The organism is Streptomyces sp. NC-S4 (genome assembly GCF_054353315.1).
In genome coordinates, this window is sequence record NZ_CM135937.1 from 5,470,011 (window position 1) to 5,486,539 (window position 16,529).

Below are 16,529 nucleotides of genomic sequence, written 5' to 3' on the forward strand. Positions count from 1 at the left end.
GACGTTATCGGCATGCGCGCAACGCCCCGGTACCGCATCCTGCCCGGATGGCGGAACAGCGGATGTACGGGTGGACGCACTGCGGCCCCTGCGAGGACTGCGTCGAGGAGGACTGGCAGCTCGTCCAGGACGGAGAGCTGCGCTGGGAGGGGTACCAGCACTGCCCGCGGAACGAGGTCTACGCCTGCGACGGGGGCCGCGGCGTCCCGCCGCCGTGGGTCCGGGAACGCATCCTCGCCCGGGAGGGATCGGTCCACCTGCCGGTCGGCGGGCCCGACGGGGTGCCGATCGCCCTGCTGCGCCGGGTGTACGGGCTGACCATCGCCGAGGTCGTGGCCGCGCGGACGGAGGGGTACCGGGCCACCCCCGTTGAGGCCCGGTACCTGTCAGTGGCGGCCGCGACGGCCGCGGCGGCTACGGCTACGGCTTCGGCCGCGGGGCCAGGGGTGCCGGGGCGACCTTGAAGCCGCCCTTGGTGACCTCGGTGAAGGGGGCCGGGGCCATGCACGTGCCCACGCGGGGCTCGGACACCGAGCCGTCGGCCTTCACGTCGACGTTGGCGATGCCCCACGAGAAGCCCACCCGGTCGGGCCCGCCGCGCTCCCCGTCCTGGACGCTGATCCCGATCCGCTTGCCCTCCCAGCCGACGTTCGAGGACGTGACCACGGCGGTGACCGTGGCCGTCCTGCCGCCGGTGACCATGCAGTCCACCTCTGCCTCGGCGACGGCGGTGAAGTTCTCGCCGGGCATGGCGTGGTAGACGGTCACCTTGCCGCGCGCGTCGACCGGCATGCCCTGCTCCCCGCCCGGGGCCGGGAAGGGCCTGCTCCACGGGGCGGCGTCGGCGTCGACGGTGAAGCGGATGTCGTGCTCCTTCGGGACGTAGGGGTAGGCCACCGTCCCGCCGCCGTGCACCGAGGCGACCCTCGATGCGGCCGCCGCCTCGGGCGCCGGCGCCGCGGGGGCCGGGGCGGCGGCGATCAGCGTCGCCGCCAGGGCGGCGGCGGTCCCGGCCAGGACGAGGGCGCGCTTGCGGTTCTTCATCGTGAACTCCCTTTGAAAGTGCAGCCGTTCGGCTACGGGAACAGCCTCGCCGGGAGCCCTTCGGCCTGCCATCTGCCGATGGGCGGATATGCCTGAGGGCCTCTCCCCCGAACGGGGGAGAGGCCCTCAGGCATATCGGGCCGTCGTGCTACAGACCCGGGCCGCGCACCGGGATGTGGGTGAACGTCGGCTCCGGGGCCGGGTTCTGGAAGAAGTCGTTGCCCTTGTCGTCGACCACGATGAAGGCCGGGAAGTCCTCGACCTCGATCTTCCAGACCGCCTCCATGCCGAGCTCCTCGTACTCCAGGACCTCGACCTTCTTGATGCAGTCCTGGGCCAGGCGCGCCGCCGGGCCGCCGATCGAGCCCAGGTAGAAGCCGCCGTGCCGGCCGCACGCGTCCGTCACCTGCTGGGAGCGGTTGCCCTTGGCCAGCATGACCTTGGAGCCGCCCGCCGCCTGGAACTGCTCGACGTAGGAGTCCATGCGGCCGGCCGTGGTCGGGCCGAAGGAGCCCGACGCGTAGCCCTCGGGGGTCTTCGCGGGACCGGCGTAGTAGACCGGGTGGTCCTTGAGGTACTGGGGCATCTCCGCGCCCGAGTCCAGCAGTTCCTTGATCTTGGCGTGCGCGATGTCGCGCGCCACGACCAGCGGGCCGGTCAGCGACAGACGGGTCTTGACCGGGTGCTGCGTGAGGGTCGCGAGGATGTCGTCCATCGGCTGGTTCAGGTCGATGGAGACGACGTCCGAGGCCTCGTTCAGGTGCTCGTCGGTGGTCTCCGGCAGGAAGCGGGCCGGGTCGCGCTCCAGCTGCTCCAGGAAGACGCCCTCGGCGGTGATCTTCGCGGTGGCCTGGCGGTCCGCCGAGCAGGACACGGCGATGGCCACCGGCAGGGAGGCGCCGTGCCGGGGGAGGCGCACGACGCGGACGTCGTGGCAGAAGTACTTGCCGCCGAACTGCGCGCCGATGCCGATCTTCTGGGTCAGCTCGAAGACCTGCTGCTCCAGGGCCTCGTCGCGGAAGCCGTGGCCCAGCGGGGAGCCCTCGCGCGGCAGCTCGTCCAGGTAGTGCGCCGAGGCGTACTTGGCGGTCTTCAGCGCGTGCTCGGCGGAGGTGCCGCCGACCACGATCGCCAGGTGGTAGGGCGGGCAGGCCGCCGTACCGAGCGAGCGGATCTTCTCCTCCAGGAACTTCATCATGGAGGCCTCGTTGAGGACCGCCTTGGTCTCCTGGTAGAGGAAGGACTTGTTGGCCGAGCCGCCGCCCTTGGCCATGAAGAGGAACTTGTACGCGCCGCCGTCGGTCGCGTACAGCTCGATCTGCGCGGGCAGGTTCGAGCCGGTGTTCTTCTCCTCCCACATGGTGAGGGGGGCCATCTGCGAGTAGCGCAGGTTCAGGCGGGTGTACGCGTCGTAGATGCCGCGGGAGAGGGCCGCCTCGTCGCCGCCCTCGGTGAGGACGTTCTGGCCGCGCTTGCCCATCACGATCGCCGTGCCCGTGTCCTGGCACATCGGCAGGACGCCGGCCGCCGCGATGTTCGCGTTCTTCAGGAGGTCGAGCGCGACGAACTTGTCGTTCGAGGAGGCCTCGGGGTCGTCGATGATGCGGCGCAGCTGCGCGAGGTGCGCCGGGCGCAGGAAGTGCTGGATGTCGTGGATGGCCTCTTCGGCGAGCTTGCGCAGCGCCTCCGGCTCGACCTTGAGGAACGTACGGCCGTCCGCCTCGAAGGTGGACACGCCCTCGGCGGTCACCAGCCGGTACGGGGTGGTGTCCTCGCCCAGGGGCAGCAGGTCGGTGTACGCAAACTCTGGCATGACGGCAGTCATTCCTCACTCGGCAGACGGCGCTGGCGACCAATTGGCAGCGCGGTTAACCAGCGTAGGACCTCCCCGCGGGGGCGTGTCTGTGAGGTAAGGCTCACTCGGCAGTATCGCGATCTATCGTGTCTGGCTATGCTGGGCGTCGTGGACCTGGAAAAGCACCCCGCCGCCCCCGCACCCGCACCCGTCCCCGAGAGCGCCGCTCCCGCGACCGCCGCCCCCGCCGGGCTGCGCGCCTCCGACGCGGACCGGGACCGGATCGCGCAGATCCTCGGCGACGCCCTCGCCGAAGGCCGGCTGACGGCCGAGGAGCACTCCGACCGGCTGGACACGCTCTACGCGGTCAAGACCGTCGGCGAGCTGGAAGTGCTCGTACGGGATCTGCCCGCGCCCGGCGGCGTCCGTGCCCCGTACGCGTACGCGGCCCCCGCGACCTCCCCGGGCGGCCCGGCCGAGACCATAGTGGCCGTGTGCAGCAGCTCCGCGCGCAAGGGCCGCTGGCGTCCCGGCGCGCACACCCGCGCGATCTCGGTCATGGGCGACATCAACATCGACCTCACCGAGGCGGTCTTCGAACAGCAGGTCACCGAGATCAACGTGACCTGTGTCCTCGGCAACGTCGAGGTCCTGGTCCCGGAGAACGTCACCCTGCGCGGCTACGGCAGCGGGGTCCTCGGCAACTTCGAGGTGCGCGGCGAGGGCCGTGGCGAGAGCGACCCGCACGCGCCGGTGGTGATCGTGCGCGGCTTCGCCCTGCTGGGCAACATCGAGGCCCGGCCCAAGCTGGGCGCCCGCCTGGTGGACCTGGCCCGCAAGCTGCGCAAGCGCCTGGACGGCTGAGCCCCCGGGCCGGACGGGGCCGCGGATCCGGCGAAATCCGGCCGCCCGCCCGCACCGACACCCCCTAGGGTCCGGACCATGACGACAACCGAGTGGGAACTGCTCGACCGGGCGTACGCGACCCTGCGCGAGGCCGTCGCCGGGGTGCCCGCCGACGGCTGGGACCTTCCGACCCCCTGCGCGCAGTGGAACGTCACCCAGGTCCTCCAGCACGCCGCGGGCGACCAGCTGGCCTACGCCGCCCGCCTGACCGGCGGGTCCGGGCCCGCCGAGGATCCCTTCGCGCCTTCCGGCACCCTGGCCGGCACGCCGGCGGGCCTGCTGGAGCCGGCGCTCGCCGCCGCGGCCGAGGCCTTCGCCGGGGTCGCCCCCGGCGACGCCGAGGTCGCCGTGCCGCTGCCGCCCTTCTCCGTACCGGCCGCGACGGCCGTCGGCGCCGCCGCACTCGACGCCGCCGTGCACGCCTGGGACATCGCCGTCGCCACGGGCCGGCCGCCGGGTCTGACCGATGAGCTGGCCGCCGCCCTGCGCCCGGCCGCCGACGTCCTCACCGATCCCCTGCGCGGCTTCGCCTACGGCCCGGCCCTCACCCTCGCGCCCGGCGCGGACGACGGCGCGGCGGCGCGCCTGCTGGCCTTCCTCGGCCGGGATCCCGGATGGGCCGCACCCGTGGCGTGACGGCCCGCCCGGCGGGGTCTCGTTTCGGACGATCCCCCGGCGGCCCGTGGCGCGCGGTGCATAGGGGCGCGTACAGCGGGTAGGGACAGGTGCGTCGTCTCTCGCTCACGTATACGTCGTCAGGAGTAGACCGTGCCGCATCCGCCGCATCAGTCCTTGCAGGTAGCCGCCGTCCAGAGTCTTCCGGGGCGTGCTGCCGCCGTGCCGAAGCCGCGGGTGCCGGCGAGGACGGAGGACGGCCCATGGCATGCGGAGGCGGTCTGCCGCCGCGACGAGGCGGGGCTCTTCTTCGCGCCGTCCAAGGAGCCGACCGCGGCCCGGCTCTCCCGCGAGGAGGCAGCCAAGCGCGTCTGTGCCCGCTGCCCGGTGATGGTCGCGTGCCGGGAGCACGCGCTGCTCCAGCCCGAGCCCTACGGGGTGTGGGGCGGGCTCACCGCGGCCGAGCGCCGGGTGGTGCTGGCGCGGATGCGGCGCAGGGCCGCCGAGCTGCGCCAGGCCCCGGGGGCCGGACCGATCGCCGCGGCGGGCTGAGCCGGCCGCGGGCCGCGGAGGCCGGACCCGGGCGCCGGACGCCGGACGTGGACGTGCGAGAGGGGCGGTACCGCCGCACGCGGTGACCGCCCCTCTCGCTTCCTCACGCCGTGACTAGTGGGCGCGGTCGAAGTCGATCGCGCTGTACGCGCGCAGCTTCGACAGGCGGTGCGTGGAGTCGATCCGCCGGATCGTGCCCGACTTCGAGCGCATGACCAGCGAGGACGTGGTCGCGGTCTCCGAGCGGTAGTGGACGCCGCGCAGCAGCTCGCCGTCGGTGATGCCGGTGGCGACGAAGAAGACGTTCTCGCCGGACACCAGGTCGTTCGTGGTCAGGACGCGGTCGAGGTCGTGACCGGCGTCGAGCGCGCGCTGGCGCTCGGCCTCGTCCTTCGGCCAGAGCTTGCCCTGGATGGTGCCGCCGAGGCACTTTATGGCGCACGCCGAGATGATGCCCTCGGGGGTGCCGCCGATGCCGAGGAGCAGGTCGACGCCGGTGCCCTCGCGCACCGCCATGACCGAGCCCGCGACGTCGCCGTCGGAGATGAACTTGATCCGGGCGCCGGTCTCGCGGATCTCCTTGACGATGCCCTCGTGGCGCGGGCGGTCCAGGATGACCACGGTGACGTCCTCGACGGCCATGTTCTTGGCCTTGGCGACCCGGCGGATGTTCACCGAGACGGGCGCGTTGATGTCGACGAAGTCGGCGGCCTCGGGGCCGGTGACGAGCTTCTCCATGTAGAACACCGCGGACGGGTCGAACATGGTGCCGCGGTCGGCGGCCGCCAGGACGGCGATGGCGTTCGGCATGCCCTTGGCGTTCAGGGTGGTGCCGTCGATCGGGTCCACGGCGATGTCGACCTCGGCGCCCGTGCCGTCGCCGACCCGCTCGCCGTTGAAGAGCATGGGGGCCTCGTCCTTCTCCCCCTCGCCGATGACGACGACGCCGTTCATCGAGACGGTGGAGATCAGGGTGCGCATCGCGTTGACCGCGGCACCGTCCGCGCCGATCTTGTCACCGCGTCCGACCCACCGGCCCGCGGCCATGGCGGCGGCCTCGGTCACCCGGACGAGTTCCAGTGCGAGGTTGCGGTCGGGGGCCTCCGGAGAGACTTCGAGCTGGGGCGGCAGGTTGTGCTCGGTCATCGGAGCGCACCTTTCTGTACGGCGACGGCCGGGAAGTGAGGGTGCTGGAACTCTATCGGTACGTCGACATATTGAGCAGGGCGGGTCACGTATGAGCGGCATATCGGTCAGTCGATTGTCCTGAGCGGACGTCTTGCGGTCCTCCGGGGCTTCCCGCGCCGCGCCGCACCTCGCGGCGCTCACCAGGACTCTCCGGAACTCTCCGGAACTCTCCGGACTCTCCAGGGTCCGCCGGGGCGCGCCGCACCGCGACCCCGGCGGTGATCGCCGCCCCGGGATGCGGGACGATGGGTTCCGTGGCAGGTATGAAAGGCAAGCAGACGGTCTGGGACATGGTCCGGTCGCTGGGGGTGATCGGCGTCGTCGTCGCCGGGATCTATCTCTTCGTCCCCCATGACGACAAGGCCGATCCGACGCGCACGGTCGACTACCGGGTGGAAACCCTGACGGCCCGGCGCGCGGCCCCGTATCCGGTGGCGGCCCCCGTGGGGCTCCAGGAGCAGTGGCGGGCGACCTCGGTGACGTACGAGCGCAAGAACGCCGACGCCTGGCACCTGGGCTTCCTCGACCCGGAGCAGCAGTACGCGGCGGTGGAGCAGTCCACGGACACCTCGGCGAAGTACCTCGCCAAGGTCACCCAGCACGCGAAGGCCACCGGGCAGACGCAGCAGATCGGCGACCTGACCTGGGAGCGCTGGGACGGCGAGAAGTACGACGCCCTCGTGCGGCAGGACCAGGGCCACGTCACGGTGGTGACGGGCACGGCCTCCTTCGAGCAGCTCGGCGCGCTCGCGGCGGCGCTGGAGTTCAAGCAGGGCAAGTAGGCCACGCGGCGCGGGCAGCGCGGGCGGCGCGGGCCCGGGCGTGCGGGCCCGGGCCCGCAGGCGCGGCCGGGCCTCGTGCGCCTGCGCCGCCCGCGCGCAGCGCTGACGCGAGAAGGGCCGTGCGCCCCGGGATCCCGGGGCGCACGGCCCTTCTGCGTGTGCTGCGGCGGCGCCGGTCAGACGGTCGTGATGACCTCGTCGAAGCCCAGGCGCGGGGAGCGGTCGAACCAGGCGCCCTCGGCGGCCGGCTTGCCGATGTTGATGACCATGATCGGGGTGTGGTCGGCATCCAGGAACTCCTTCTGGATGCCGGCGAAGTCGGCGCCGGTCATCGGGCCCGCGGCCAGGCCGGCGGCGCGGATGCCGATGATGAAGTAGGCGGCCTGCAGCGCGGAGTTCAGCAGCGCGGACTGCTCGCGGACCGGACGCTCGGAGAAGAACGCGTCCTTGGCCTGCGGGAAGTGCGGCAGCAGCTGCGGGAGCTCCTCGTGGAACTCGTTGTCCGCGGAGAGGATCGCGACCAGCGGGGCGGTGGCGGTCTTGGCGTCGTTGCCCTTGGCCATGTGCTTCACGAGGCGCTCACGGGCCTCGGGGGAGCGGACCAGGGTGATGCGCAGCGGGGTCTGGTTGAAGGCGGTGGGACCGAACTTCACCAGGTCGTATATCGCCTGGACCTGCTCCTCGGTGACCGGCTCGTCGGTGAACGAGTTGGCCGTGCGGGCCTCGCGGAACAGCAGGTCCTGCGCGGCGGAGTCAAGAACGAGAGACATCGGAAAGCCTTCTTCCATACGGAGGTGAAGCGATGTCCCAGACTCTACGGCGGAGGTAGATGAATTTTCAACTAAATCGGCCTCCGGGTGACCGGGATCACTCGCCGGTCGCCCCTCGCCGGTCGCCCCTCCCCGGTCGAACCCGCCGGTCACTCCTCCTCGGCCGGCTCGCGCGCCGCCAGCGCCGAGTCCAGCCGGGCCCGCGCCCCCTCCAGCCAGTGCCGGCACACCTTCGCCAGCTCCTCGCCGCGCTCCCAGAGCGCGAGCGAGTCCTCCAGCGAGGTCCCGCCGGCCTCCAGCTTGCGGACGACCTCGATGAGCTCGTCGCGGGCCTGCTCGTACCCCAGCGCCGTTCCGGCCTCTGTCATTCCCGTATCCATCCTCTGCGTGTCGTGCGACCACGTGATTGCGGCCGTGTGTCGCTATTCCGAAGCGGCTGCCGCGTCCGCCGGGGCGTCCGGGACCTCCCGAGCCTCCGGGGCGTGCTGCGCGGAGACCTCCACGGAGAACGTGCCCTCCGCCACCCGCGCGCGCAGCACGTCGTGGGGAGCCACCTCCAGCGGCGAGCGCACCACATGGCCGTCGGCCCGCTGCAGCACGGCGTACCCCCGCTCCAGGGTCGCGGCCGGGGACAGCGCCACCACCCGGGCGAGGGTGTGCGCGAGCTCCGAGTCGGCCCGGTCCAGCAGGTGCCCCAGCGTGCGCCGGGCCCGGGCCAGCAGGGCGTCCAGCTCGTCCTCGCGGATCTCCACCATCCGCTGGGGATGGACGAAGACCGGCCGGGCCAGGGCGTGCGCGAGGCCCCGTTCCTCCCGGTCGAGCAGCCCGCCGACCGCGCGCAGCCCCCGGGCCTGCAGCTGGCGTACGCGCTCCAGCTCCTCACCGACGTCCGGCACCACCTTCTTCGCCGCGTCCGTGGGCGTGGAGGCCCGGACGTCCGCGACCAGGTCCAGCAGCGGGGAGTCCGGCTCGTGGCCGATCGCCGACACCACCGGGGTACGGGCCGCCGCGACCGTCCGGACCACCTCCTCGTCGGAGAAGGGCAGCAGGTCCTCCACGCTGCCGCCGCCGCGCGCCACGATGATCACGTCGACCTCGTCCAGGGCGTCGAGCTCCTTGACCGCCTGGACCACCTGGGGCACCGAGTGCACCCCCTGGACGGCGACGTTGCGCACCTCGAAGCGGACCGCCGGCCAGCGGCGCCGGGCGTTCTCCAGGACGTCGCGCTCGGCCGCCGAGGCCCGCCCGACCACCAGCCCGATCAGCTGCGGCAGAAAGGGCAGCGGCTTCTTGCGCTCCAGCGCGAAGAGCCCCTCCGAGGCCAGGGACCGCTTGAGGCGCTCCAGCCGGGCGAGCAGCTCCCCGATGCCGACCGGCCGTATCTCCGTGGCCCGCAAGGACAGCTGCCCGCGCGGGGCGTACCACTCGGGCTTGGCCAGCAGGACGACCCTGGCACCCTCGGAGACCACGTCCGCGACCTCGTCGAAGACCTGGCGGAAGCAGGTCACGCTGACGGAGATGTCGTGCGAGGGGTCGCGCAGCGTCAGGAAGACCACCCCCGCTCCCGGCCGCCGCGAGAGCTGCGTGATCTGCCCCTCCACCCACACCTGGCCGAGCCGCTCGATCCAGCCCCCGATGAGCCGGGACACCTGGCCCACCGGCAGCGGCGCCTCGGCCGACGTATTCAGACCCATGCACGCAGGCTATCCGGCGCCGCCGACAGTGCGTCAGGCTCCGGTGCCGGTGTCGTGGGGCACCTCCCGGCGGCCGCGCTGCACGAGCAGCACGACCAGGCCCGCCGCCAGCCACACCGCCCCCACCAGTTGCGCCGTCCGGGAGGCCTCGAAGATCACGGCGACGGTCACGGCCGCGCCCAGCACCGGCATCACCAGGTGCGCGAACCAGTTCGGCGGGCCCCCGCGCCGCTTGACCACGAACCAGCCCACCACCGAGGCGTGCAGCAGGGTGAAGGCCACCAGCGCCCCGACGTCCACCACCGACACCAGCTGGTCGAGCCCGTCGTCGCGCCGGGCCGCCCACACGGCCGCGACCAGCGTGATGGCGGCCGCCGTCAGCAGTGCGGGCCGCGGGGTGCCGTCCGAGGTCCGGGCGAGCAGGCGGGGCAATCGCCGCTCCCGGGCCATCGCGAACACCAGCCGGCCGGCCGCCGCCTGCCCGGCCAGCGCCGCGAAGGCCGCCCCGATCGCCTTGCTGACCGCCACCAGGTCGTGCAGCCAGGAGCCGACCGCGGACTCCACCGCGTCGTAGAAGGCCGGTCCCTGCAGCGCAGGCCCGGCCGCCAGCTCCGCCGCGGACACGGGCATGAGCAGCGCCGCCAGATAGCTCTGGGCGACGAACAGCACCCCGGCCAGCGCCAGGCAGCACAGCACCGCCCGCGCCACCCGCTCCGAGCCGCCCGTCACCTCCTCGGCGAAGGAGGCGATGGCGTCGAAGCCGAGGTAGGACAGGACCGCGACCGACACCGCGCCCAGTACCGCGGCCGTGCTGAAGCCGAGCGAGCCGTCGCCGGTCAGCGGGGACAGCCAGCCGCGCCGCGCCCCGCCCTGGACCAGCACGGTCACCGCGGCCACCAGGAACACGAGCAGGACCACGATCTCCATGGCCAGCACGGCGAAACCCACGCGCGCGGCCGCCCGTACGCCCCACAGGTTCAGCAGGGTGGTGATCACGACGGCCAGGGCCGTCCACACCCACCGGGAGACCTCGGGGACCAGCGCGTTCATCGCGATCCCCGAGAAGAGGTACGCGACCGCCGGGATCAGCAGGTAGTCGAGCATCGCCATCCACCCGGCGATCAGCCCCGGCCCCTCGCCGAGACCCTTGCGGGCGTACGTGAAGACCGAACCGGCCTGCGGGGCGACCCGCACCATCTGCGCGTAGGAGAAGGCCGTGAAGGCCATCGCCACGGTCGCGCAGAGGTAGACGAGGGCGACCGCGCCGCCGGACTTGGCGTCGAGCGTGCCGAAGACCCCGACCGGGGCCATGGGGGCGATGAACAACAGGCCGTAGACGACCAGATCCCGGAAGCCGAGGCTCCGCCGCAGCGCCGTGGGCGCCGCCGCGCCGGGATCCGTAACGGAAGCCATCCGTCCTCCGGGGTGGGGGCAGGTGCTCGCGGTGGGGGCTTTCGGGCAAGTGTGTGCCGTACGGGGGACGCCCGGCCTCCTGGAGACCCCCGTACGATGGAGCACATGACTGCTCCCGCCCCCGCTCCTGCTTCCCGCCGTGTCCTGCTCGCCGCGCCCCGCGGCTACTGCGCGGGCGTGGACCGAGCCGTGATCGCCGTCGAGAAAGCCCTCGAGCAGTACGGTGCGCCGGTGTACGTCCGCCACGAGATCGTGCACAACAAGTACGTCGTCCAGACGCTGGAGCGGAAGGGTGCCATCTTCGTCGAGCGGACGGAGGAGGTGCCCGAGGGCAACATCGTGATGTTCTCCGCGCACGGTGTGGCCCCCGTCGTCCACGAGGAGGCGGCGCGCGGCAAGCTCGCGACGATCGACGCGACCTGCCCGCTGGTCACCAAGGTGCACAAGGAAGCCATCCGGTACGCGAACGAGGACTTCGACATCCTCCTCATCGGCCACGAGGGCCACGAGGAGGTCATCGGCACCTCCGGCGAGGCCCCGGACCACATCACGATCGTCGACGGCCCGCACGACGTGGATAAGGTCACCGTCCGTGACGAGTCCAAGGTCGTCTGGCTCTCCCAGACCACCCTCTCGGTCGACGAGACCATGGAGACGGTCGACGCGCTGAAGACCAAGTTCCCGCTGCTGGTCTCGCCGCCGAGCGACGACATCTGCTACGCCACCTCGAACCGGCAGGCCGCGGTCAAGGTGATGGGCGCCGACTCCGACCTGGTCATCGTGGTCGGCTCGAAGAACTCCTCGAACTCGATCCGGCTCGTCGAGGTCGCCAAGGACGCCGGCGCCAAGGCCGCGTACCTGGTCGACTTCGCCAGCGAGATCGACGAGGCCTGGCTGGAGGGCGTCACCACGGTCGGCCTCACCTCGGGCGCCTCGGTGCCGGAGGTCCTGGTCGAAGAGGTCCTGGAGTGGCTGGCGGCGCGCGGATACGCGGACGTGGAGATCGTCAAGACGGCGGAGGAGCACATCACCTTCTCCCTGCCCAAGGAGCTCCGCCGCGACCTGCGTGCCGAGGCTGCCGAACTGGTCGCCGACAAGTAACTCGTTTCGTACGGTATGTCCATGCAGATCTTCGGCGTGGACATCGGCGGAACCGGGATCAAGGGCGCTCCCGTGGACCTGGAGCGCGGCGACCTGGCTCAGGAGCGCCACAAAGTACTGACACCGCATCCGGCCACCCCCGAGGGGGTGGCCGGATGCGTCGGCGAGGTGGTGCGCCACTTCGAGTGGGACGGGCCGCTCGGCGTCACCTTCCCGGGCGTGGTCACGGGCGGCGTCATCCGTACGGCGGCCAACATGGACAAATCCTGGATCGGCGTCGACGCGGCGTCGCTGATCGCGCGCGAGGTGGGCGGAAAGCCGGTCACGGTGCTCAACGACGCGGACGCGGCGGGCGTCGCCGAGATGACGTACGGGGCCGGGCGCGGGCGGGGCGGCACCGTCCTCCTGCTCACCCTGGGGACGGGCATCGGCAGCGCCCTGTTCACGGACGGGCGGCTGGTCGCGAACTCGGAGCTCGGCCACCTGGAGCTGAAGGGCCACGACGCGGAGACGCGGGCGTCGGTGAAGGCGAAGGAGGACCACGACCTCACGTGGGAGCGCTGGGCGCACCGCGTGCAGAAGTACCTCCAGCACGTGGAGATGCTGTTCTCCCCCGACCTCTTCATCATCGGTGGCGGAGTCAGCCGCAAGCCGGAGAAGTTCCTGCCGCTGATCGAGGGCGTGCGGGCCGAGATCGTCCCGGCGAAGCTGCAGAACAACGCCGGCATCGTGGGAGCGGCGATGGCGGCGAAGGCGGCGAAGGCGGCGGGCGAGTAGCGGCCGGACTCAGTGGGTGAGGCGGCGGGGCATCCGCCGCCTGCCGATCAGCACGGCCTTGCGCACGACGGCGATCAGCGCGGCGACCAGCGTCCCGGCGTACAGCCAGCCGGCGTGCAGGGACAGTGCGGACACCAGCCCCATCAGCTGCCCGCCGATGCCGCCGGAGCCGCCCGAGATGGGCCACACTCCGGCGGCGAAGGCGATGGGCACGCCGATCGGCGCGGTGATCAGGTCGGCGGGCCGTACCCAGAGCGCGGCGGCGGCCGCGACGGGCAGGAACAGCAGCCCATAGACGAAGAGCGAGGAACCGAACAGCAGCCAGCAGATCCCGCCCACCAGCACCATGGCGGCGCACGCGAACAGCCCGCAGCCGAGCCCGGTCAGCCGGGGCCGGGGCATCCGCCGCGCGAGTGCGGACCGGCGCGGACCGCCGCCGGCCTGGGCAGGCACGGCGGCGGGCCGGGGACCCTGGCGCTGGGCCGGGGGTCGCTGCGGGTGAGGGGCCGATCGCGTCCTGTATTGCTCCACCCCACCAAATTAGGCGGGGAGCGGGCCGGATCGGGCCCCGGACACGCGTACATCCACCCCCACTCATCGGAAAGTAAACTGTCCGGTGGCCCACTCCCGGGCCGCCGCCCCCTCCAGCTACGGGAAGTCGCCAACGTGTCGCTCACGATCGGAATCGTCGGCCTGCCGAATGTCGGCAAGTCGACCCTGTTCAACGCCCTGACCAAGAACGACGTGCTGGCGGCCAACTACCCGTTCGCCACCATCGAGCCGAACGTCGGCGTCGTCGGCGTCCCGGACCCGCGCCTGGCCGTCCTCGCGGGCATCTTCGGCTCGGCGAAGGTCCTCCCGGCGACGGTCGACTTCGTCGACATCGCGGGCATCGTGCGCGGCGCCTCGGAGGGTGAGGGCCTGGGCAACAAGTTCCTGGCGAACATCCGCGAGTCGGACGCCATCTGCCAGGTCATCCGGGCCTTCAAGGACGAGAACGTCGTCCACGTCGACGGCAAGGTCTCACCGAAGGACGACATCGAGACGATCAACACCGAGCTGATCCTCGCCGACCTCCAGTCCATCGAGAAGGCCGAACCGCGCCTGACGAAGGAGTCCCGCCTCCAGAAGGAGAAGGTCGCGGTCCTCGCGGCCGTCGTCGAGGCCAAGAAGATCCTCGAAGCGGGCGACACCCTCTTCTCGAAGGGCATCACCAAGGGCACGGAGCAGGGCGACCTCCTCCACGAGCTCCACCTGCTCACCACGAAGCCCTTCCTCTACGTCTTCAACGTGGACGAGGACGAGCTGACGGACGACGCCTTCAAGGCCGAGCAGAGCGCGCTCGTCGCCCCGGCCGAGGCGATCTTCCTCAACGCCAAGCTGGAGCAGGACCTCTCCGAGCTGGACGAGGAGGAGGCCCTGGAGCTCCTCCAGTCGGTCGGCCAGGAGGAGCCCGGCCTCGCGACCCTCGGCCGCGTCGGCTTCGACACGCTGGGCCTGCAGACCTACCTGACGGCGGGCCCGAAGGAAACCCGCGCCTGGACGATCAAGAAGGGCGCCACGGCCCCCGAGGCGGCCGGCGTGATCCACACCGACTTCCAGCGCGGCTTCATCAAGGCCGAGGTCATCTCCTTCGCGGACCTGGTCGCCTGCGGCTCGGTGGCCGAAGCCCGCGCCAAGGGCAAGGCCCGCATGGAGGGCAAGGAGTACGTCATGCAGGACGGCGACGTGGTGGAATTCCGCTTCAACGTCTAATACGTTCGGCGAAAGGCCGTCTGACCTGCGACGGAGCGGGTTGGGCGGCCTTTGCGGTCCGTATGGAGTCCGCAGCGTGCTGGAGGGGTCCGGCACGCGGGAGAACAGTTACGCCGCTTCGTCGACCTGCGGCTGAGCCTCGGCGGACTGGTCCGCGTACGCCTTGTCGACGGCGGCCCGGGTCCGCTCCTCGGAGTCGGGCCACAGGTGGGTGTAGATGTTCAGCGTCATGGCCGCGTTGGTGTGGCCGAGGCGCTCGGAGACGGTCTTCACAGACTCGCCGTGCTTGATCAGCAGGCTGGCGTAGTGATGCCGGAGAGCGTGGGGTCCGGTGCCCTTCGCTATGCCGGCCTTCGCGCAGGCGGGCCGCCAGGACCCATCCATGAAGTGCGTGTAGACCACGGGTCCGCCTTGCGGCGCCGTGAAGATCCAGCCCTCGGGTCCATCGGCGGGGAAGTCCCGCAGGTGGGCCTTCATCGCGTCCACCGCCATGCGGGGGAGCGGGACCGCGCGGTGCGAGCGAGCGGTCTTGGGCGGGCAGACGTACACGCCGTGCTTGGCGGTCTGCTGGATCTGCTGCTCGACCGAGACGGTCGCGTGCAGTAGGTCCACGTGCCGGAGCTGGAGGCCGAAGAGCTCGCCGGGGCGGAGCCCGGTGGCCGCGCCGAGTAGCACGAGGCCCTTGTAGCGGGCGGGTATCTCCTCGGACAGCGTCCGCACCTGCTCGACGGCCAGGGGCACGATCTTCTTCCGTGGCACCGAGGGAAGCTTCGCCTCGGCGCACGGGTTGTGAGGGATCATCCGGTCACGGACGGCCGCCCGGAACACGGCGTTGACCGTGTTGAAGACCGTCCGTGAGGTGCTGGCGGCCAGCCTGTGCGTGGTGGTCAGGCTGGTGACCCAGCTTTGTACGTCGCCGGGCTTGATTGCGCCGAGTGCCCGCTTCTCCCAGGCCGGGTAGACGTAGCAGCGCAGGTGCTGGGCCACCGCCTTGGCCGTGGAAGGCCGGTGAGGCTGGATGGCCCGCCATTCCTCCGCGTACTCCTTGAAGGGCTTCTTCGCCGATCGCGGGTCGACGTACTGACCGGTGACCAGGCTGGCCGTGACCTCGTCGATCCACCGCTGGGCGTCGATCTTGCGGTCGAAGTGGCGGGCGTGTTCCTTACCGTCGAGATCGCGGTAGCGGGCCCGCCATTTGCCGTTGGGGCGCTTCTGGATGTTGGCCAAGTGGCCTCTCCTTCGTGTCGGTTGTCAGTAGTGGCCGCCGTCCTCGATGTCACTGCTGAGGGTGCGAGCGTCCCGCTCGTCGCCCATGAGGCGGAGGCACTGCTCGTGGATGGCCCGCGAGCTGTCGGGGTGGGCTTTGATGTGGTCGGCGATGGCGACCACGGCGCGATGAAGCCGGTCTCGTGCGTCGCGGGTCTCGTAGAACGCCTCGACGGCTTCTTGGACGAGGCGCCGGCTGTCGATGTCGAGCCCTTCCAGGGGCGGTGACATGAGCTCTTCGAGGGGGAGTTCGAAGACGCGGGTGAAAGCGAGAGCCTCGTCGAGGTTGATGCGCCGGCGGGGGGTGCCGTTCTCGATGCGCCAGACGGCTGTCTGGTTCATCTTGACACCGGCTCTGGTCACCCGCTCCGCCAGCTCGGTCGTGCTCCACCCTCTGACCTCGCGCTCCAGGGCCACACGCGCGGCCACATTCCCCTCGCTGTAGAGCAGCGGCACCTCGCCGCCCTCGGGCCTGTCGCCTGCCATCGAACCTCCATGGTCACCGTCGCTATCCCAATTGAAACATGGGCTTCCCGATTTGGGTAACCGCCGATCCTGGGGTACAACTTTATGCAGATCGAATCACAACCTAGCCGAATGGGAATGCATGCGATACCTGACCACCGCCGAGGTCGCCGAGCGCTACCGCACAGCCGAGAGCACCGTCCGCTACTGGCGCCACATCCAGAAGGGGCCACGCGGCATCAAGGTCGGGAAGCGGGTGCTGTACCCCGAGGCCGAGCTGCTGCGCTACGAGCGCACCCTGATCGACGGCCAGGAGGAATGGGGCCTGGCCTCGTGAGCCACCGACAGGCCCAGACACAGCAACGGCCCCCGGCGCGCCAACGCCGAGGGCCGGAGATTCCCCTGC

19 protein-coding genes are annotated in these 16,529 nt (G+C 71.4%); 9 read left to right on the plus strand and 10 right to left on the minus strand.

From position 1 onward, the window contains the following. The first annotated feature begins 47 nt into the window (after positions 1-47). On the plus strand, positions 48-464 hold the full coding sequence (locus ACXNSR_RS24775) for a hypothetical protein (RefSeq protein WP_458637661.1): 417 nt from the start codon (positions 48-50) through the stop codon (positions 462-464). Here the strand turns inward: ACXNSR_RS24775 and ACXNSR_RS24780 are convergent. After that, positions 421-1,044 (minus strand): hypothetical protein, encoded by a 624-nt coding sequence (locus ACXNSR_RS24780; RefSeq protein ID WP_458637662.1) that lies wholly within the window; start codon positions 1,042-1,044, stop codon positions 421-423. The two genes, ACXNSR_RS24775 and ACXNSR_RS24780, sit on opposite strands and share 44 nt — an antisense overlap. Before the next feature lie 148 nt (positions 1,045-1,192). After that, positions 1,193-2,857: a fumarate hydratase gene (locus ACXNSR_RS24785; protein ID WP_458637663.1), complete on the minus strand. Its 1,665-nt coding sequence runs from the start codon at positions 2,855-2,857 to the stop codon at positions 1,193-1,195. Between the two features lie 150 nt (positions 2,858-3,007). Here ACXNSR_RS24785 and ACXNSR_RS24790 point away from each other — a divergent pair, with 150 nt between their 5' ends. From ACXNSR_RS24790 to ACXNSR_RS24800, 3 genes are all read left to right on the plus strand, one after another. Then, complete coding sequence (locus tag ACXNSR_RS24790) at positions 3,008-3,703, plus strand: DUF1707 SHOCT-like domain-containing protein (RefSeq protein WP_458637664.1); 696 nt, start codon at positions 3,008-3,010, stop codon at positions 3,701-3,703. A gap of 78 nt (positions 3,704-3,781) precedes the next feature. Further along, positions 3,782-4,381, plus strand: coding sequence for a TIGR03086 family metal-binding protein (locus tag ACXNSR_RS24795; protein WP_458637665.1), 600 nt, complete (start codon positions 3,782-3,784; stop codon positions 4,379-4,381). A 132-nt stretch (positions 4,382-4,513) separates the two neighbouring features. Beyond that, a complete protein-coding gene (locus ACXNSR_RS24800; protein WP_375137951.1) occupies positions 4,514-4,912 on the plus strand; it encodes a WhiB family transcriptional regulator in 399 nt (132 codons plus the stop codon). 114 nt (positions 4,913-5,026) lie between these two features. On the opposite strand, the gene glpX is transcribed toward ACXNSR_RS24800, so the two are convergent. After that, the gene (gene glpX, locus ACXNSR_RS24805; protein ID WP_030011229.1) at positions 5,027-6,058 is read right to left on the minus strand and encodes a class II fructose-bisphosphatase; all 1,032 of its coding nucleotides are present in this window, start codon (positions 6,056-6,058) and stop codon (positions 5,027-5,029) included. A gap of 305 nt (positions 6,059-6,363) precedes the next feature. Between glpX and ACXNSR_RS24810 the strand changes: the two genes are divergently transcribed. Beyond that, positions 6,364-6,882, plus strand: a complete 519-nt coding sequence (locus ACXNSR_RS24810) for a DUF4245 domain-containing protein (RefSeq protein WP_458643382.1) — start codon at positions 6,364-6,366, stop codon at positions 6,880-6,882. Positions 6,883-7,058: 176 nt separating this feature from the next. On the opposite strand, the gene ACXNSR_RS24815 is transcribed toward ACXNSR_RS24810, so the two are convergent. From ACXNSR_RS24815 to ACXNSR_RS24830, 4 genes are all read right to left on the minus strand, one after another. Continuing rightward, positions 7,059-7,652, minus strand: coding sequence for a malonic semialdehyde reductase (locus tag ACXNSR_RS24815; protein ID WP_458637666.1), 594 nt, complete (start codon positions 7,650-7,652; stop codon positions 7,059-7,061). Between the two features lie 149 nt (positions 7,653-7,801). Next, complete coding sequence (locus ACXNSR_RS24820; RefSeq protein ID WP_030385819.1) at positions 7,802-8,020, minus strand: exodeoxyribonuclease VII small subunit; 219 nt, start codon at positions 8,018-8,020, stop codon at positions 7,802-7,804. Positions 8,021-8,074: 54 nt separating this feature from the next. Further along, a complete protein-coding gene (gene xseA / locus ACXNSR_RS24825) occupies positions 8,075-9,346 on the minus strand; it encodes an exodeoxyribonuclease VII large subunit (protein ID WP_458637667.1) in 1,272 nt (423 codons plus the stop codon). Positions 9,347-9,379: 33 nt separating this feature from the next. Beyond that, positions 9,380-10,759 (minus strand): APC family permease, encoded by a 1,380-nt coding sequence (locus ACXNSR_RS24830; protein ID WP_458637668.1) that lies wholly within the window; start codon positions 10,757-10,759, stop codon positions 9,380-9,382. Positions 10,760-10,855: 96 nt separating this feature from the next. On the opposite strand from ACXNSR_RS24830, the gene ACXNSR_RS24835 reads away from it, so the two are divergent. Further along, entirely contained in the window at positions 10,856-11,860 is a 1,005-nt protein-coding gene (locus ACXNSR_RS24835; RefSeq protein ID WP_046775937.1) for a 4-hydroxy-3-methylbut-2-enyl diphosphate reductase, read from the plus strand. 21 nt (positions 11,861-11,881) lie between these two features. Further along, positions 11,882-12,637 (plus strand): polyphosphate--glucose phosphotransferase, encoded by a 756-nt coding sequence (ppgK, locus tag ACXNSR_RS24840; protein ID WP_458637669.1) that lies wholly within the window; start codon positions 11,882-11,884, stop codon positions 12,635-12,637. 9 nt (positions 12,638-12,646) lie between these two features. On the opposite strand, the gene ACXNSR_RS24845 is transcribed toward ppgK, so the two are convergent. Continuing rightward, positions 12,647-13,090: a DUF6542 domain-containing protein gene (locus ACXNSR_RS24845; protein WP_458637670.1), complete on the minus strand. Its 444-nt coding sequence runs from the start codon at positions 13,088-13,090 to the stop codon at positions 12,647-12,649. Between the two features lie 213 nt (positions 13,091-13,303). Between ACXNSR_RS24845 and ychF the strand changes: the two genes are divergently transcribed. Then, the gene (ychF, locus tag ACXNSR_RS24850) at positions 13,304-14,392 is read left to right on the plus strand and encodes a redox-regulated ATPase YchF (RefSeq protein ID WP_458637671.1); all 1,089 of its coding nucleotides are present in this window, start codon (positions 13,304-13,306) and stop codon (positions 14,390-14,392) included. A gap of 108 nt (positions 14,393-14,500) precedes the next feature. Here ychF and ACXNSR_RS24855 read toward each other — a convergent pair whose 3' ends face one another. Together ACXNSR_RS24855 and ACXNSR_RS24860 are read right to left on the minus strand one after the other, a co-directional pair. Then, on the minus strand, positions 14,501-15,619 hold the full coding sequence (locus ACXNSR_RS24855) for a tyrosine-type recombinase/integrase (protein ID WP_392721549.1): 1,119 nt from the start codon (positions 15,617-15,619) through the stop codon (positions 14,501-14,503). Between the two features lie 24 nt (positions 15,620-15,643). Then, a complete protein-coding gene (locus ACXNSR_RS24860; RefSeq protein ID WP_403312047.1) occupies positions 15,644-16,144 on the minus strand; it encodes a helix-turn-helix transcriptional regulator in 501 nt (166 codons plus the stop codon). Between the two features lie 121 nt (positions 16,145-16,265). Here ACXNSR_RS24860 and ACXNSR_RS24865 point away from each other — a divergent pair, with 121 nt between their 5' ends. Further along, complete coding sequence (locus tag ACXNSR_RS24865; RefSeq protein WP_123974439.1) at positions 16,266-16,460, plus strand: helix-turn-helix transcriptional regulator; 195 nt, start codon at positions 16,266-16,268, stop codon at positions 16,458-16,460. Positions 16,461-16,529 lie beyond the last annotated feature (69 nt).

What these genes read in the sequence shown, in the direction of transcription:
- ACXNSR_RS24780 (WP_458637662.1), bottom strand. Translation starts at nt 1,044, where the DNA reads ATGAAGAACCGCAAGCGCGCCCTCGTCCTGGCCGGGACCGCCGCCGCC.
- xseA (WP_458637667.1), bottom strand. Translation starts at nt 9,346, where the DNA reads ATGGGTCTGAATACGTCGGCCGAGGCGCCGCTGCCGGTGGGCCAGGTG.
- ACXNSR_RS24815 (WP_458637666.1), bottom strand. Translation starts at nt 7,652, where the DNA reads ATGTCTCTCGTTCTTGACTCCGCCGCGCAGGACCTGCTGTTCCGCGAG.
- ACXNSR_RS24795 (WP_458637665.1), top strand. Translation starts at nt 3,782, where the DNA reads ATGACGACAACCGAGTGGGAACTGCTCGACCGGGCGTACGCGACCCTG.
- ACXNSR_RS24830 (WP_458637668.1), bottom strand. Translation starts at nt 10,759, where the DNA reads ATGGCTTCCGTTACGGATCCCGGCGCGGCGGCGCCCACGGCGCTGCGG.
- ACXNSR_RS24785 (WP_458637663.1), bottom strand. Translation starts at nt 2,857, where the DNA reads ATGCCAGAGTTTGCGTACACCGACCTGCTGCCCCTGGGCGAGGACACC.
- glpX (WP_030011229.1), bottom strand. Translation starts at nt 6,058, where the DNA reads ATGACCGAGCACAACCTGCCGCCCCAGCTCGAAGTCTCTCCGGAGGCC.
- ACXNSR_RS24865 (WP_123974439.1), top strand. Translation starts at nt 16,266, where the DNA reads ATGCGATACCTGACCACCGCCGAGGTCGCCGAGCGCTACCGCACAGCC.
- ACXNSR_RS24860 (WP_403312047.1), bottom strand. Translation starts at nt 16,144, where the DNA reads ATGGCAGGCGACAGGCCCGAGGGCGGCGAGGTGCCGCTGCTCTACAGC.
- ACXNSR_RS24820 (WP_030385819.1), bottom strand. Translation starts at nt 8,020, where the DNA reads ATGACAGAGGCCGGAACGGCGCTGGGGTACGAGCAGGCCCGCGACGAG.
- ppgK (WP_458637669.1), top strand. Translation starts at nt 11,882, where the DNA reads ATGCAGATCTTCGGCGTGGACATCGGCGGAACCGGGATCAAGGGCGCT.
- ACXNSR_RS24835 (WP_046775937.1), top strand. Translation starts at nt 10,856, where the DNA reads ATGGAGCACATGACTGCTCCCGCCCCCGCTCCTGCTTCCCGCCGTGTC.
- ACXNSR_RS24775 (WP_458637661.1), top strand. Translation starts at nt 48, where the DNA reads ATGGCGGAACAGCGGATGTACGGGTGGACGCACTGCGGCCCCTGCGAG.
- ACXNSR_RS24810 (WP_458643382.1), top strand. Translation starts at nt 6,364, where the DNA reads ATGAAAGGCAAGCAGACGGTCTGGGACATGGTCCGGTCGCTGGGGGTG.